Origin of the sequence: Halomonas eurihalina (assembly GCF_008274785.1) — a bacterium.
GTDB lineage: Bacteria > Pseudomonadota > Gammaproteobacteria > Pseudomonadales > Halomonadaceae > Halomonas > Halomonas eurihalina.
Map to the genome: position 1 here is coordinate 15,457 of NZ_VTPU01000012.1, position 15,460 is coordinate 30,916.

Consider the following 15,460-nt stretch of genomic DNA (forward strand, 5'->3'; position numbering starts at 1 on the left):
GTTTGAGTCAGGCCACTTTCTTGGCCTGACCCGGTTGCTCATAATACAGAGGCTTGCTCAGCTGGCATCTGGCTGCTCGCCGGGGGCGGCAAGCCGGAAGGCATCCAGGGCGCGGGCGTTCTCGGTGATGCGCCGGATCCGCGGGTAGGCCGAGAGGTCGCATTCGAAGCGTTCGGCGTTGAAGACCTGCGGCACCAGGCAGATATCGGCCAGGGTTGGTGCATCGCCGTGGCAGAAGTCGCCGCTGCCGGCCTCTCGGCTGAGCATGCTCTCCAGGGCGGAGAAGCCCTGGTGGATCCAGTGGCGATACCAGGTTTGCTTGGCGTCGTCCTCGACCCCGAGTTCATTCACCAGATACTTGAGCACTCGCAGGTTGTCGAGCGGGTGGATCTCGCAGGCCACCACCTGAGCCAGCGCCCGGACCCGGGCGCGCTCCTCGAGTTCGCTGGGCAGCAGGGCCGGCTCCGGGTAGCGCTCGTCCAGGTACTCGCAGATCGCCAGCGACTGGGTGAGCCGGATCCCGTTGTCGGTCATTAACATCGGCACCAGGCCCTGTGGGTTGTGGGCGAGAAAGGCGTCGTCACGCTGTTCGCCCTTGACCAGGTTGATCGGGGCCTGGTCATAGGCCAGGTTCTTCAGGTTAAGCGCGATGCGTACCCGGTAGGCGGCCGACGAGCGGAAATAGCCGTAGAGTGTCGTCATTTGCCTGCCTCCTTGAGGGTCATTGCGGTTGATATTTCACGACCTGCTGGTCGATGGCGCCGAAGATGCTCTGGCCTTCGCGGTCGAACATCTCGATGCGCACCCGGTCGCCGAAGCGCATGAAGGGCGTCTTGCTGTCGCCGTGGAGGATCTTCTCGACCATGCGCACCTCGGCCAGACAACTGTAGCCGACTCCGCCGTCCTTGACCGGCTTGCCGGGTCCACCATTGGCATCCGGATTGGAGACGGTCCCCGAGCCGATGACGGCACCTGCGCCCAGATGGCGGGTGCGGGCGGCGTGGGCGACCAGCTCGGGAAAGCCGAAGATCATGTCGGGGCCGGCCTCGGGCTCGCCGAACTTGTCGCCGTTGAGATGAACGCTGAGCGGCAGGTGGACGCGACCGTCACGCCAGGCGTCGCCCAGCTCGTCAGGTGTCACGCAGATCGGCGAGAAACTGGAGGCCGGCTTGGCCTGGAAGAAGCCGAAACCCTTGGCCAGTTCCCCGGGGATCAGGCCGCGCAGGCTGACGTCGTTGACCAGCATCACCAGCTTGATGTGGTCGGCGGCGGCCTCGGCACCGACGCCCATGGGCACGTCGTCGGTGATCACGGCGATCTCGCCCTCGAAATCGATGCCGTGCTCCTCGCTGACCGCCTCGATGTCCTCGGTGGGGGCGATGAAACGGTCGCCGCCGCCCTGGTACATCAGCGGGTCGGTCCAGAAGGTTTCCGGCATCTCGGCGCCCCGCGCCTGACGCACCAGCTGGACGTGGTTGAGGTAGGCCGAGCCGTCGGCCCAGTTGTAGGTGCGCGGCAAGGGGGAATGCAGTGCGGCCTGATCGAGCTCGAAGGCGGCTTCGGCCTGGCCGTCGTTGAGCTGGGCATAGCGCTGCTCGAGGCGCGCCGCCAGCGCATCCCAGTTCTCGATGGCGGCTTGCAGGGTCGGTGCGATGTCGGTGGCGCGCACGGCGCGGGTCAGGTCGCGCGAGACCACGATCAGTTCGCCGTCGCGGCCTTGGTTGAGAGAAGCGAGTTTCATGGGTGTCGTTCCTGTGCTGTCAGAGGGAGTGCGGATGTCGATTGCTGGAAAGTGATGAGCTTGTCCGTCGACAAGACTCCGCGAGGGCGCTGTAAACCCTTCCCTGGGCGCTACTTTTGCCATCCCTGGCAAAAGACCCTCGCTGCATCTTGTCCCCGGCGCTCATCACCGTCGTCAGCTCAGCGGGTCGTCGGGTCGAAGTGCGAGCGCAGGGTCGACCAGACATCAACGTAGTCGCGTTGCCGGAAGTCGGCGTCCAGGGCGGCCTTCGTGGGGTGGAAGACATAGCGGCTCTCGAACATGAACGCCAAGGTGTTGCCAAGGTGCTGCGGCGTCAATTCTGCCGTTGAGGCCTTCTCGAACGTCTCGGCATCCGGGCCATGGGGCGACATGCAGTTGTGCAGGCTGGCGCCGCCGGGCCGGAAACCTTCGGCCTTGGCATCGTAGGTGCCGTGGATCAGGCCCATGAATTCGCTCATCAGGTTGCGGTGGAACCAGGGCGGCCGGAAGGTGTGCTCGGCGACCATCCAGCGCGGTGGGAAGATGACGAAATCGATATTGGCCATGCCGTCGGTGTCCGACGGCGATGTCAGCACCGTGAAGATCGAGGGATCGGGGTGATCGAAGCTCACCGTGTTGATGGTATTGAAGCACGCCAGGTCGTACTTGTAGGGCGCGTAATTGCCGTGCCAGGCCACCACATCCAGGGGCGAGTGATCCAGGCGGGTGGTCCAGAAGTGGCCGGAGAACTTGGCCACCAGCTCAATGTCGCCTTCGCGATCCTCATAGGCGGCCACCGGGCTTTCGAAGTCACGCGGATTGGCCAGGCCATTGGCGCCGATGGGCCCCAGGCCCGGCAGCTCGAGGGGCATGCCGTAGTTCTCGCAGATATAGCCGCGGGCGGCGTCGCAGTCGGCAGCGAGGCGGACCTGGAACTTGACGCCACGCGGGATCACGGCGATCTCGCCGCCGCTGACGTCTAGCTCGCCCAGCTCGGTGCGCAGGCGCAGGCCGCCCTGTTGCGGAACGATCAACAGTTCACCATCGGCGTTGTAGAAGAAGCGCTCGACCATGTCGCGGTTGAAGGCGTAGACATGCACGCCACAGCCGCGCTGCGCGTCGGCATCGCCGTTGACGGCCACGCTCAGCAGCCCATCGATGAAGTCGGTGGGCGCCTCGGGCAGCGGGGCGGGATCCCAGCGCATCTGATTGGGATCGGCGGCGGGATTATCCAGTGGCGAGGTCGCCACCTTGCCCATCTCCAACGGCTCGTAGCCACTTTGTACCACCGAGGGACGAATGCGATATAGCCAGCTGCGCAGGTTGTGATGGCGCGGCGCGGTGAATGCCGAACCGGAGAGTTGTTCGGCATACAGGCCATAGGGGCAGCGTTGCGGTGAATTCTGTCCTTGGGGAAGCGCTCCGGGGAGGGCTTCAGTGGCGAAGTGGTTGCGAAAGCCACATTGATAGTCGAGCGATGTTGTCATTCTGGACGACCTCACGGCATATGGTTTCATGTGAAACTATATGGAGAAGGTTAGTCGTGCATGGTTTCATGTGCAACTATTAGTTCGACGCACCTGCCGCCACCAGGATGACCCATGACAGACGAGAATCTATCGACGGAGTTCGACCTCGAGCATTTTCTTCCCTATCGACTGGATCGACTGGCGGATCGCGTCAGCGAGGCCCTGGCACAGCTCTATGAAGCCCATTACGACTTGAATGTGGCGCAATGGCGGGTGCTGGCCTGGCTGCATCATCGCCACGAGCTGACCGCGAAGCAGATCTGTGCGGCGACCCGAATGGACAAGGCTCGGGTGTCGCGGGCTATTCAGGTTCTCGAGGGGCGCGGCTTGATGGTTCGCCGCCCGTCGCCCCGGGACCAGCGTTGGCAAGATCTACGCCTGACCGAGGCCGGCCAGGCGCTGATGGTGGAATTGGTCCCGCAGGTAAGGGCATGGGAGGCGGAGTTGGTCGCGCCGCTGGCGACGGAGGAATACCACCGGCTGCTCGACATGATGGAGCGGCTCGAGCGGCCACTGAGAGACGACGAGTAGCCGGCGCGCGGAAAACCCCGGGTATCAGGCCGGAATTTCGTCCGGGGCGGGCACGCGACCGCCGAGCTGGGCGGTGATGTCGCTGGCGGCATCGCGAACCAGCTCGCCGAGTTCCAACAGCCGGGCTTCGGGAATGCGGGCCACCGGGCCGGAAACGGAGATAGCGGCCAGCGGCGTGCCGTGTTCGTCGTGAATGCAGGCGGCCACACAGTGCAGGCCGACGGCATGTTCTTCGCGGTCGCAGGCATAACCCTGCTCGCGGATTTGAGCCATGCTTTCGCGCAGCGCCACGGGGTCGTGCAGGGTATTGTTGGTGACCCGCGCCAGGCCTCGTTCTTCGAGAATGCGCTCGAGTTCATCGTCCGGCAGCCAGGCCATCAACGCCTTGCCGACGCCGGAGGCGTGCAGGGGAGCACGGGAACCCAGGCGAGTGATCATGCGCATCATCTGCGGCGATTCGCTCTGGGCGAGGAAGACGGCCGTGCTGCCCTCGCGGACACCGAGGTTGGCGGTTTCGCCGGTCTGGTTGGTCAGTCGGCGCAGGAATGGGCGGCTGGTGCCGACGAAGTCCCGCGCTTCGAGGAAGCTGTTGCCGATGCGGAAGGTCTTGACGTCGATCTTCCACACGCCGAGCTCGTTGTCCTGGGTGACATAGCCCTGGCTCTGCAGGGCCTGCAGCAGCCGGTGGGTCGTCGAGGGGGCGAGTTCCGACTGTTCGGCGATCTCGGAAAGGGCCAGGCCGCCAGGGCTGCCTGCCAGGCGTTCGAGCAGATTGAGCCCGCGCACCAGCGATTGGCTATGCCCGCCGCTGCTCTTGCCGGTTGCCGGTCGTCCCGCTGTTCTGCGCCTGCCTTCGGTCACCTCGTCGTCTCCCGCATTGCTGCCGTTGTTATTGACCTGGCGTCAAGGCGTTGCTCCTGATCGCCTTGATGGAGCCGGCTTGAAAGCGTACCGGCTCGATGACTCGTCAGCATACCGTGTCGTGGCCGATCTGTCTCGCTTTCGGAAATGGTTTCCAGACTCACCTTTGGTGGAAGATGTGCCCGCTCGGCGCTTCGGTTGACGTATCATCGAGCGTTCGCCTCGTTATCGGGAGTAGAGTGGCGATGCCAGAACAAGATCAAGAGCATGATGGAGTGCGCCCGAATGAATTGACCGGGCTGCTGGCCCAGGCTGCCGTGCTGGTGATCGACGACGAGCCGGGCATGCGCAACTTCCTGGTGAAGACGTTGCGACTCTATTGTCGCGAGGTCGTCGAGGCCGAGGATGTCGAGCAGGCCGAGGCCCGGATGCGTCAGGCAAGCTTCGATGTCGTGTTGCTCGACAACGTCATGCCCGGGCGCAATGGTATCGAGTGGCTGGCCGAGCGACATCGCCAGGGTGCCATCGCCGATACCATCGTCGTCACGGCCTACGCCGATCTGGATACCGCCATCGAGGCCATGCGCGCCGGGGCCCGGGACTTCATTCTCAAGCCGGTGCGTTCCAACCAGGTACTGAATGCCGTGCGTCGCTGCATCGAGTTTGGCCAGCTCAAGCGGGAGAACGCCCTGCTGCGCCACGAGCTGCAGAGCGTTGATATCTGGCGACGGCGTCGCAGTGAGCTCATCGGCGATTCCGAAGAGATCGAGGACGTTCGACGCACCCTCGACCGGGTGACCAACATGCCGACGCCGATCCTGATCCGAGGCGAGTCCGGTACCGGCAAGGAGGTGGCGGCGCGACACCTGCACGCTGCCTCGGAGCGGGCTTCGCGTCCCTTCGTGGCGGTGAATTGCGCGGCGATCCCTGCCGACATGCTGGAAATCGAGCTGTTCGGTCATACGCGCAATGCCTTTGCCGGTGCCGAAGAGCATCGCGAGGGCCTGCTGGTTTCCGCCCAGGGCGGCACGGTCTTTCTCGATGAAATCGGGGAGTTGTCGTCTGCCGCGCAGTTGGCGCTGACCCGAGTGCTCGAGGATCGCACCGTGCGGCCGGTGGGCGGCGAGCAGGAGGTGCCGCTGGACCTGCGCTTTGTGTGTGCGACGTCCAAGGATCTGGCCCATGAGGTCGCGGCGGGGCGTTTCCGGGAGGACCTCTATTTTCGGGTCAATGTCATCGAGATCAAGATGCCGCCGCTGCGACTGCGCGGCGCGGATACCCTGGCACTGGCTGAGCTGTTCATGTGCGAAATTTCCCGCCAGCTGGGGCTCGCTCGATTGGAAATCGATGCCTCGACCCGAACGGCGATCCTGCGCCATCGCTGGCCGGGCAATATCCGCGAGTTGCTGAACTTCATCGAGCGCTCGTTGATCTTCGGTCGCTTTCCGCTCGAGACGCTGGCGCCTCCGCCAGAGACCGAGATCGAGACGCTGGAGGTCGTCGAGCGCCGCCAGATTCTCGATGCCCTGGAGGCGACTCATGGCAATCGTGCCGAGGCCGCTCGACGGCTAGGAGTCTCGCGCAAGACCGTGGATCGCAAGTGCGCCGCCTGGGGCCTCTGACATGAAGCGGCTGCTGCCTTCCTGGGCGCGGTCGGTGCGTGTGCGCCTGCTGGTCATTGCCCTGCTGCCGATGCTAGTGCTGTTGCCGTTGTTGCTGGGCATGGCCGTATGGCGCTGGTCCGGAAAGGTGGATGACCTGCTGACGGTCAAGGTCAATGGCGATCTGACCATCGCCCATCAGTACATGGCTCGGCTCCGCGAGAATTCGGGGGACCGTATCGAGGCCCTGGGCGCGTCCGTCGCCTTTGCCGAGGGAATGGCTCGGCCGGAAACCGGTTCAGCGGCGGATTTCCTCGAGCAGAGTCGCCATGAGCTGGGATTCGATTTCCTTTACGTGACGACCCGCGATGGGCGCATCATTCCTTCCGATACGCCGTCCGGGACGGATTTTGCGGCCCAGGGCTGGCCGGTGGTGCGGGCGGCGCTCGATGGCACAACGCGCAGTGCGGTCGATGTCTTCGATCATGAGCAATTGACGGCCCTGTCACCGACCCTGGCCGAGCGGGCACGGGTCGAGGTTGTCCCGACCCGCGCGGCGGCACCCACCTCTCGCCGTGTGGTCGAGAACGGCATGGTGCTGCATGCGGCGGCGCCGGTCCGGCTGCCGGACGGTCGGCGTGCGGCTCTGGTCGGAGGGCGCTTGCTCAACCGCAACCTCGATTTCATCGATACCATCAACGACCTGGTCTATCGCGATCGTAGCCTGCCCGAGGGCAGCCAGGGCACGGCCACCCTGTTCCTCGACGATGTTCGCGTGTCGACCAATGTGCGACTCTTCGAGGGCTCGCGGGCGCTCGGCACCCAGGTCTCGGCCGAAGTCCGGTCGCAGGTGCTGGAGCGGGGCGAGGTCTGGCTCGATCGTGCCTTCGTGGTCAACGACTGGTATGTCTCCGCCTATGAACCCATCGTCGATAGCCATGGCGAGCGGGTCGGGATGCTCTATGTCGGCTTCCTCGAGGCACCATTTCGCGAGGCGCGCACCTCCAGCATCATTCTCATCGCCGTGATCTTCCTGGCGATCACCGCGATCTCCGTGCCGATCTTCCTGCGCTGGGCGCGGCGCATCTTTCGCCCGCTGGAACGCATGAACGACACTATCGGACGCGTCGAGTCGGGCGATTTGGGCGCGCGCATCGGAACGGGAGGCGGCCGTGGCGAGATCAGTCGGGTGGCCCGTCATCTCGATGACCTGCTCGATCAGGTCCAGGAGCGGGATCGTCGGCTGCGTGACTGGGCGAGCGAACTGAATGACAAGGTCGAGGAGCGTACCCGTGATCTCCAGGAGGCCAACCGGCGCCTGGAGCGCACCACCGAGCAGTTGGTGATGTCGGAGAAACTGGCGGCGGTCGGTGAAATCACCGCCGGTGTCGCCCACGAGATCAACAATCCCGTGGCGGTCATCCAGGGCAATCTGGATGTGGCCCGCCAGAGCCTCGGTTCGCGGGTCGATGAGGTCGCCACCGAGTTCGATCTGATCGATGACCAGGTGCATCGCATTTCGGCGATCATCTCCAAGCTGCTGCAATTCGCGCGCCCCGGTGAGTTCTCGGGCTCGGCCAATCGCCTGGTGCCTGCCGAGGTGATCGACGACTGCCTGGTGCTGACCCGCCACCTGTCGAGCAAGGCCGGCGTCACCGTCGAGCGGGATGATCGGAGCATGGCCAGCATCCTGGTGGAGCGAACCGAGTTGCAGCAGGTCATCATCAACCTGGTGGTGAATGCGATCCACGCCATGCCCGAAGGCGGTACCCTGACCCTGGAGACCAAGGATCGCGATGTCGAGGGCGCACCTTGGGTGGCGATCATCGTGATGGATACCGGACGTGGAATGGCGCCCGAAGTGCTCAAGCGTATCTTCGATCCCTTCTTTACCACCAAGCGCTCCCAGGGCACGGGGCTCGGTCTGTCGATCAGTCAGACGCTCATGGGCCGTGCTGGGGGCTGGATCGAGGCGACCAGCGAGGAGGGCTCCGGCAGCCGGTTCACCGTCTGGATACCGGCTTGCCAGTGAAAAGGGTCAGAATGTCCTGTTCTACTGCGATCGAGTGGAGGGTCGAGGACTATTCGACCACGACAATGCTGTCGAGGGCGTGGTGGTGATGACAAGATGTCATTCTATCTAGTTGATAATAAAGGGGTTTGATTTGACGGCGATGGGCCGGAGACCCATTCTTCCGTGGGTGTGACAGCGTGTCGCATCACGACCAGAAAGCGCTTCCGAAGAGGACGCGCGGTCAACACGGGAGATATGACAACAATGAGCAACGCCAACTCTCGCGGCATGTTCTCTTTCCTGCTGAAAGAGCACATCGTCGCCAAACCTGGTTTTAATCGCTGGCTGGTGCCCTTGGCATCGATCGCGATACACCTGTGCATCGGCTCGGTGTACGCCTGGTCCGTCTTCAATCCGGCCTTGACCCAGCAGTTCGGGGTGGTGGCGCCGGCCGCCGGTGACTGGGACCTGTCATCCGTCGTCTGGATCTTTTCCGTGGCCATCTTCACCCTCGGTCTTGCTGCGGCGTTCGGCGGCAAGTGGCTCGAGGAGGTTGGGCCGCGCATGGTCGGCGTGGTCTCTGCCTTCTGCTGGGGTGGCGGTTTCCTGGTCGGCTCGCTGGGCATCGTCAGCCATCAGTTGTGGCTGATCTATCTCGGCTATGGGGTCATCGGCGGCTGTGGGCTGGGGCTGGCCTACGTCTCGCCTGTCTCGACCTTGATCCGCTGGTTTCCCGATCGTCGGGGGATGGCGACCGGCATGGCGATCATGGGCTTCGGGGGTGGTGCGATGATCGGTGCGCCGCTGATCGGCTACCTGTTGAACACCTTCGCCGAGGCGCCGACCTATCTCGGCAGCGCGGATACGATGGAGCTGATGACCGAGGCGGGGCGCCGTTTCGCCGAGACGGCCAACGGCCAGGTCGAGGTGGTCGTTGCCTCGGCTGCTCAGGCCGCGGAGCTGCCGGGCGGTGGCGAGGCCGGTGTCTACGCAGTGGGCACGGGGGACACCGGGGCCGCCGCGACCTTCCTCACTCTTGGCGTTGTCTACTTCGTCATCATGATGATCGCCTCCTTCAGCTATCGGGTGCCGCCGGCCGACTGGAAGCCGGAGGGCTGGACGCCGCCCGAGAAGCACGATGACAAGGCGATGATCACCCGCAATCACGTGCACATCAATCAAGCACTCAAGACACGGCAGTTCTGGCAGATGTGGATCATGCTGTGCTTCAACGTGACAGCGGGCATCGGTGTTATCGGCGTGGCCAAGACCATGATGACCGAGATATTCGGTTCCACGATGCCGGGCATCGTCACCGCGGCCTTCGCTTCGACCTATGTGCTGATGATATCGGTCTTCAACATGGTGGGGCGCTTCTTCTGGGCCTCGACATCGGACTATATCGGCCGCAAGAACACCTACCATTGCTTCTTCGTGCTGGGCACGCTGCTCTACATGTCGATTCCCTTCCTGGCATCGGCCGTCAGCAGCAATCCGACTGTCATCTATCTGGCGGGCTTCTATGCGGCGACCATGGTGATCTTCACCATGTACGGGGGCGGTTTCGCGACCATTCCGGCCTATCTGGCCGATGTCTTCGGCACCCTGCATGTCGGCGGCATTCACGGGCGTATTCTCACGGCCTGGTCGACCGCCGGCGTGCTGGGGCCCTTCGCCATCACCTTCCTGCGTGACATGTCGCGCCACAATGCCATCACCGAGCTGGTTGCCAAGATCGATCCAGCGGTGTTCCGCGAGGCGTTCGGGGCGCCGGTGGCACAGCTTGAGGCGCTGGTCGAGGCGAATACGGTCACCATCGCGCGGTTGATGGAGATCGCGCCGCCCGGAACGGTGGACCCGACGTCCAGCCTCTACAACACCACCATGTATGCCATGGCGGCACTGCTGGTGATCGCCTTCTTCGCCAATCTGTTCATCCGTCCGGTGGGTGAGCGGCATCATGTGGAGAACACGCACCCCGAGGCGGCGCCGGCGAAATAACGGCGTTCGGGTCTCGCTCACAAAAACGGGGCCTCGCTGCGCGCGAGGCCCCGTTGTGTCGAAGGGTAGGGTCGCTGCGGTTCAGACGTCGTCGCGGAAGACGCGATCCTGGCGCGGCAGCACGAGGTTGAGCACGATGGCGCACAGCGCACCAGGGATCAGGCCGGATTCGATGATCGCCTGGACGTTCTCGCTGTAGTCGGCGTAGATGCCTTCCTGAGCCGGCAGGCCGATGGCCGCCGACAGCGAGACCCCGATGATCACCATGTTGCGCTTGTTGAAGTCGATATGGGAAAGCATCTTGATGCCGGCGCTGGCGATCATGCCGAACATGATCAGCACCGTGCCGCCCAGTACGGCATTCGGAATGCCCGAGACCAGCCCGCCCAGCTTGGGCAGCAGCCCGGCCAACATCAGGAAACCACCGCCGATGGCCACCACATAGCGGCTGACCACCCCGGTCAGGGCGACGATGCCGACGTTCTGGCTGAAACTGATCTGCGGATAGGCGTTGAAGATGGCGGCGAAGACACTGGCCAGGCCATCGGCCATTACGCCGCCGGAGAGTTCTTTCTTGGTGGGCTCGCGATCCATGCCACCCGAGGTGGTGCCGACGATGTCGCCGATCGATTCGGCGCAGGTGACCACCGCCAGCAGGACCACTGGCACGATGGCGGCCAAGTGGAATTCGAGCCCGATGGCGAAGGGTACCGGCAGCGAGAACCAGTCCGCCTGGGCGACCGAGCCGAAGTCCACATAGCCCATGGCCGCCGCGACGATGAAGCCGATGATCAGCCCGATCAGTGGCGCCGTCTCGGACCAGATGCCGCGACCGAACTGGTGCAGCCCGAGGATGATCACCAGCACCAGGGCCGCCAGGATCAAGTTGTGGGCGGCCCCGAAGTCCTCGGCGCCGAAGCCCCCGGCGGCATAGGCGAAGCCGACCGGCATCAGCAAGGTGCCGATCATGATCACGAAGGTGCCGGTCACCACTGGCGGGAACAGGAAGCGCACCCAGGGCAGGAACAGGCCCACCAGGGCCATGGCGACCCCGCCGCACAGGGCAGCGCCCAAGGCCGCAGGCACGCCCATGCCCACGGCGATGGGAATCAACACTGGCACGAAGCCGAAGCTGGTGCCCATCACGATGGGCAGGCGGGCGCCGATGGGACCCAGACCCAGCGACTGCACCAGAGTGGCGGCACCGGCCACGAACATCGCCGCCTGGATCATCAGGGTAGTCTGGGCCTCCGAGAGACCGGCGGCGCCGGCGATGATGATGGGCACGGTGACGTTACTGACGAACATCGCCAGCACGTGCTGGATACCCAGTGGAATGGCCCGTGACAGGGGCGGCATGGCATTGACGTCGTGGGTGCTGCGTACCTTCGGCTGCTTGGCCTCGGTGGCGGCATCGGGTGTCGACATTGGGTATCTCCTGTTGTCGTTGTTGGGAACCCGTTGGTGAGCCGTCCCGCGATGGCGCTATCTCAGAGCGCCCGTCTCAACGCGGTGGCGGCTGCATCGTGGCGGGCCAGCAGGGCGTCGAGATCGACGTCCACCGGCTGACCCTCGGTCACCCGCCATTGCCCGGCGACCATCACGCGGTCCGCGCGATGGGCGCCGCACAGCAGCAGGGCGGCGATGGGATGATCGGCGCCGGAAAAGCGCGCCTCGTCCAGGCTGAACAGCGCCAGGTCGGCCTGCTGACCGGGCGCCAGGCCACCGATGTCGGTACGCCCCAGACAGGCGGCGGAGCCGCGGGTCGCCCAGCGGATCACGTCGTCGTGGGTGACCTGGCTGGGGGAATAACGCAGGCGTCCGAGCAGTAGCGCCTGGCGCATCTCCTCGGCGAGGTTGGAATGGTCGTTGGAGGCAGAGCCATCCACGGCCAGGCCCACCGGGCAGCCGGCAGCTTCCAGGTCCAGGGTGCGGCACATGCCGGAGCCGAGCACCATGTTCGACGAAGGGCAGTGGGCGATGCCGGTGCCGGCGGCGCCGAGGCGTGCCACTTCATCGTCATTGAAGTGGATGCCGTGGGCCAGCCAGGTACGGTCGCCCAGCCAACCGGTCGCCTCCAGGTAGTCCAGCGGACGCATGCCAAACAAGCGCTGGCAGTAAGCCGTTTCGTCCTCGGTTTCGGCCAGGTGGGTATGCAGGCGCACGTCACGCGTCTCGGCCAGGTGCGCGCTTTCCTGCATCAGTTCGCGACTGACCGAGAAGGGCGAGCAGGGGGCCAGCGCCAGGGTGATCATGGCGCCGTCGCCACGCTCATGATAGGCGTCGATCAGGCGGGCGCTCTCGTCGAGGATGGTGGCTTCATCCTGCACCACCGACTGGGGCGGCAGGCCGCCATCGTCGCGACCGACGCTCATCGAGCCGCGGGTCAGGGCGGCGCGCACGCCGAGGCGGCGGGCGGTTTCCACCTGTACGTCGATGGCCCGGGTCAGGGCACCGGAGAACACGTAGTGGTGATCGGCCACCGTGGTGCAGCCGGACATCAGCAGTTCGACCATGGCCAACTCGCTGGCCAGGGCCATCTGCGCTTCGTCGAGATTGGCCCAGACGTCGTAGAGGGTGGTCAGCCAGGGAAAGAGTTCCTTGTTCAGGGCCGGAGAATAGGCCCGGGTCAGGGTCTGGTAGAAGTGATGATGGGTGTTGACCAGCCCCGGCAACAGGACATGGCAAGAAGCATCGAAGGTGGCATCGACCCGGCTCTGGGGGTGAGCTCCCGCGGGTATCGCTTCGATGATACGCGAGCCCTGGACGACCACGCCGCCGGCGGCGCCCGTGTCACTGCAGGCGAGTGGATGTTTGATCCAGAGAGTCTGTTCGTTCGAGGTCATCAGTGGAGTCCTCCTCGGGTCCCGCGCGCACGCGGCCCCTGCCAGTGGCAAAGGGTTACCCAAGTCTCACGATCCGACCTGAGCCTTGGTTCAGGTGCCTTTGTATTTGTGTGTACCCACCATTCAACAATAATGGGTGGTGATTGTGTACAAAATGCGAGTCGCAGGCGCGGCTGTCAAGTCATACCGGTGGGAGCAGGCGCTGTGGATCCTGCTTTCAACGCTTCGTGATCCAGCACGGATGTTTAACTTGATGAAAAGGTTTGGCTTCGTGTGGGCCTGCCGGGAATCAGGGGTGGAATGTGGATTGGCACTACCTTGACGTGGCGACGATTTTCCACCATAGCTACGGCAATATAAATATGAATTACTGTTTCCTCACATGACGTCGACCATGTTGAAGGCAGGCGGTCGAAGCATGCATTGCGCGCAAGGGACAAAGGAGAAATGTCATGTTGAAATGGCAATGTGGCCTACTGCTCAAGAGGGGTGTTCTCATTCCATCTCTCCTTCCATTCTTGATGACCGGCTCGGCGTTTGCCCAGAGCGTCACCGGTACCGTCGATGTCTCGATCGAGTTGGCGGCAGCTTGTGAGGTCAATGGTTCGACGGCCACCAGCGGCGTGGATTTCGGGAGTCTGGAGTTTGGCAGCCATACCACGCTGTTCTCTGAAGCTGACTCCGAGGTGCTCAATGATGGCGCCGCCATCGAGGTATTATGTTCGCCTGGGGTCACGCCCTCCTTCCAGATCACCGGCGGGGCAAACGATGTCGAAAGCGGCGCACAGAATCATGCCATGGCCAATGGCAGTGGCAGCTTCGTGCCCTACTCGATCTACACCGATGCCGCGCGCACCAGCGCCCTTGAGTCCGGTACGCCATATGATCTGTCTGGCACGGCCGATGGCATAACGCCCCAGACCTTGCCGCTGTATGGCCGGGCCTATGGCCAGTCAGGGCTGGCGGCAGGCAGCTATAGCGACACCTTGAACGTCGAACTGTCATTTTGAGTCGAAGTGCGTCGTGGGCGGCGCTGTTGGCGAGCTTAATGCCGGTGCAGGAGGGGATGGCGCAGACAGCCCCCCAGACCAGCTTTCAGGTCGCTGCCACCATCAGCGAGGGTTGCCTGGTCGACAACGGAATCCCTGGGGATGGTGCATCGCTGGGAAGTCTGGGGTCGCTGGATTTCGGCACTGCTTCTTCATTATCGCAACAAACCCGTACGTCGATGTTGGTCGATACCGCCGGTGTGACCCTGAGCTGCACGCCGGGGCTCGCTCTGATCATGCGTATTGACGGCGGGCTTCACGCCAGTGGTGGCGTACGCCACATGGAGAACGATGCTGGTGTGGGCCTGGCCTATGCCCTGTTTGCTGATGCCAGCCATCAGCAGGCCATTGGTATCGACGCCTCGGTTGCCGTCGACACATTTTCCGACCCGAACAATATTTCCCTGCCGATACATGGGCGGCTGACGTTGCCCGGCGCTCGACCGCCGGGTGTTTACACGGATCGTTTAGCGGTGACGCTGGAGTGGTAATGACAATGAGACGGTGGAGTCTCGCGATGAAAGGCTTGCTGATGGCTGGCCTTTTGGTGATGGCCTTGCCGGCCAGCGCTAGCGCCTTGCTGATCTGGCCGATTCATCCGGTCATCGAGAACGGGCGATCGGCGACGGCGTTGTGGCTGGAGAACCGTGGCAGCGAGCCGACACTGATTCAGCTACGCATCTTCGATTGGCAGCAGCGTGATGGCAAGGATCAGTACCAGAGTCAGGACGACCTCGTTGGCAGTCCCCCGATGATGGAGATAGCGCCAGGACAGCAGCAACTCGTGCGCCTGATTCGGAGGACATCTCCACCGCCCTCGGGTGGTGAGCGGGCCTGGCGCGTCATCCTGGACGAGGTTCCGACCTCCTCCTCATCCGACGAGCCGGCTGGTCAGACCCGAGCCGGTGTCGAGCTGCAGATGCGCTACTCCTTGCCATTGTTCGATTACGGCGAGGGTGCCGCGCCCGAGGATGGCGCTGAGGCCAGTGAGGTTGCGAACATGCTCGGCTGGCGCATCATTCGCGAGAACGGTCGACGCTACCTGGAGGTGCGCAATCGTGGCGAGCGACATGCGCGTCTCACCGAAGTGGCGTTTGATCAGGGAGCCACCATCACCAAGGGGCTTTTGGGGTATGTGCTGGCCGACAGCTACCGTCGCTGGCCACTCGAAGAGACGACTCCAGGCGACACCCTGTTCGCCCGCGTCAATGGTGGGGAGCCAGTGCGCCTCGCGAGATGGTCTTCGGCACCTTGATCCCGGATTCGGATAGGGCTTGCCGATGCAAA

At 63.8% G+C, this 15,460-nt stretch carries 13 protein-coding genes; 7 read left to right on the forward strand and 6 right to left on the reverse strand.

The window, feature by feature from the left end; translation table 11 throughout:
• Window positions 1-57: 57 nt before the first annotated feature.
• From maiA to hmgA, 3 genes are all read right to left on the reverse strand, one after another.
• On the reverse strand, window positions 58-702 hold the full coding sequence (gene maiA, locus FZZ93_RS12510; protein ID WP_149322655.1) for a maleylacetoacetate isomerase: 645 nt from the start codon (window positions 700-702) through the stop codon (window positions 58-60).
• Between the two features lie 19 nt (window positions 703-721).
• On the reverse strand, window positions 722-1,741 hold the full coding sequence (locus tag FZZ93_RS12515) for a fumarylacetoacetate hydrolase family protein (RefSeq protein WP_149322656.1): 1,020 nt from the start codon (window positions 1,739-1,741) through the stop codon (window positions 722-724).
• A gap of 179 nt (window positions 1,742-1,920) precedes the next feature.
• Window positions 1,921-3,228: a homogentisate 1,2-dioxygenase gene (gene hmgA, locus FZZ93_RS12520; protein WP_149322657.1), complete on the reverse strand. Its 1,308-nt coding sequence runs from the start codon at window positions 3,226-3,228 to the stop codon at window positions 1,921-1,923.
• Between the two features lie 114 nt (window positions 3,229-3,342).
• Between hmgA and FZZ93_RS12525 the strand changes: the two genes are divergently transcribed.
• Window positions 3,343-3,801, forward strand: a complete 459-nt coding sequence (locus FZZ93_RS12525; protein ID WP_149322658.1) for a MarR family winged helix-turn-helix transcriptional regulator — start codon at window positions 3,343-3,345, stop codon at window positions 3,799-3,801.
• A gap of 24 nt (window positions 3,802-3,825) precedes the next feature.
• On the opposite strand, the gene bhcR is transcribed toward FZZ93_RS12525, so the two are convergent.
• Window positions 3,826-4,662: an HTH-type transcriptional regulator BhcR gene (gene bhcR / locus FZZ93_RS12530; RefSeq protein WP_149322659.1), complete on the reverse strand. Its 837-nt coding sequence runs from the start codon at window positions 4,660-4,662 to the stop codon at window positions 3,826-3,828.
• Window positions 4,663-4,907: 245 nt separating this feature from the next.
• Between bhcR and FZZ93_RS12535 the strand changes: the two genes are divergently transcribed.
• From FZZ93_RS12535 to FZZ93_RS12545, 3 genes are all read left to right on the forward strand, one after another.
• Window positions 4,908-6,284, forward strand: a complete 1,377-nt coding sequence (locus FZZ93_RS12535) for a sigma-54-dependent transcriptional regulator (protein WP_149322660.1) — start codon at window positions 4,908-4,910, stop codon at window positions 6,282-6,284.
• A 1-nt stretch (window position 6,285) separates the two neighbouring features.
• Entirely contained in the window at window positions 6,286-8,295 is a 2,010-nt protein-coding gene (locus FZZ93_RS12540) for a cache domain-containing protein (protein ID WP_149322661.1), read from the forward strand.
• 246 nt (window positions 8,296-8,541) lie between these two features.
• Window positions 8,542-10,278 (forward strand): OFA family MFS transporter, encoded by a 1,737-nt coding sequence (locus tag FZZ93_RS12545; protein WP_149322662.1) that lies wholly within the window; start codon window positions 8,542-8,544, stop codon window positions 10,276-10,278.
• A gap of 81 nt (window positions 10,279-10,359) precedes the next feature.
• Here the strand turns inward: FZZ93_RS12545 and FZZ93_RS12550 are convergent, their stop codons facing one another.
• On the reverse strand, window positions 10,360-11,706 hold the full coding sequence (locus FZZ93_RS12550; RefSeq protein WP_149322663.1) for a uracil-xanthine permease family protein: 1,347 nt from the start codon (window positions 11,704-11,706) through the stop codon (window positions 10,360-10,362).
• Between the two features lie 62 nt (window positions 11,707-11,768).
• A complete protein-coding gene (locus FZZ93_RS12555; RefSeq protein WP_149322664.1) occupies window positions 11,769-13,124 on the reverse strand; it encodes an 8-oxoguanine deaminase in 1,356 nt (451 codons plus the stop codon).
• Between the two features lie 452 nt (window positions 13,125-13,576).
• On the opposite strand from FZZ93_RS12555, the gene FZZ93_RS12560 reads away from it, so the two are divergent.
• Genes FZZ93_RS12560 through FZZ93_RS12570 form a run of 3 tightly spaced genes read left to right on the forward strand, consistent with a single transcriptional unit; the run spans window position 13,577 to window position 15,428 of the window.
• The gene (locus FZZ93_RS12560) at window positions 13,577-14,134 is read left to right on the forward strand and encodes a Csu type fimbrial protein (protein ID WP_149322665.1); all 558 of its coding nucleotides are present in this window, start codon (window positions 13,577-13,579) and stop codon (window positions 14,132-14,134) included.
• Between the two features lie 56 nt (window positions 14,135-14,190).
• Window positions 14,191-14,664, forward strand: a complete 474-nt coding sequence (locus FZZ93_RS12565) for a Csu type fimbrial protein (RefSeq protein WP_223111788.1) — start codon at window positions 14,191-14,193, stop codon at window positions 14,662-14,664.
• Between the two features lie 26 nt (window positions 14,665-14,690).
• Window positions 14,691-15,428 (forward strand): fimbrial biogenesis chaperone, encoded by a 738-nt coding sequence (locus FZZ93_RS12570; protein WP_223111789.1) that lies wholly within the window; start codon window positions 14,691-14,693, stop codon window positions 15,426-15,428.
• Window positions 15,429-15,460 lie beyond the last annotated feature (32 nt).

Coding starts and splice junctions, on each gene's coding strand:
- maiA (WP_149322655.1), bottom strand. CDS start 702: ATGACGACACTCTACGGCTATTTCCGCTCGTCGGCCGCCTACCGGGTA.
- FZZ93_RS12515 (WP_149322656.1), bottom strand. CDS start 1,741: ATGAAACTCGCTTCTCTCAACCAAGGCCGCGACGGCGAACTGATCGTG.
- hmgA (WP_149322657.1), bottom strand. CDS start 3,228: ATGACAACATCGCTCGACTATCAATGTGGCTTTCGCAACCACTTCGCC.
- FZZ93_RS12525 (WP_149322658.1), top strand. CDS start 3,343: ATGACAGACGAGAATCTATCGACGGAGTTCGACCTCGAGCATTTTCTT.
- FZZ93_RS12535 (WP_149322660.1), top strand. CDS start 4,908: ATGCCAGAACAAGATCAAGAGCATGATGGAGTGCGCCCGAATGAATTG.
- FZZ93_RS12540 (WP_149322661.1), top strand. CDS start 6,286: ATGAAGCGGCTGCTGCCTTCCTGGGCGCGGTCGGTGCGTGTGCGCCTG.
- FZZ93_RS12545 (WP_149322662.1), top strand. CDS start 8,542: ATGAGCAACGCCAACTCTCGCGGCATGTTCTCTTTCCTGCTGAAAGAG.
- FZZ93_RS12550 (WP_149322663.1), bottom strand. CDS start 11,706: ATGTCGACACCCGATGCCGCCACCGAGGCCAAGCAGCCGAAGGTACGC.
- FZZ93_RS12555 (WP_149322664.1), bottom strand. CDS start 13,124: ATGACCTCGAACGAACAGACTCTCTGGATCAAACATCCACTCGCCTGC.
- FZZ93_RS12560 (WP_149322665.1), top strand. CDS start 13,577: ATGTTGAAATGGCAATGTGGCCTACTGCTCAAGAGGGGTGTTCTCATT.
- FZZ93_RS12565 (WP_223111788.1), top strand. CDS start 14,191: ATGGCGCAGACAGCCCCCCAGACCAGCTTTCAGGTCGCTGCCACCATC.
- FZZ93_RS12570 (WP_223111789.1), top strand. CDS start 14,691: ATGAAAGGCTTGCTGATGGCTGGCCTTTTGGTGATGGCCTTGCCGGCC.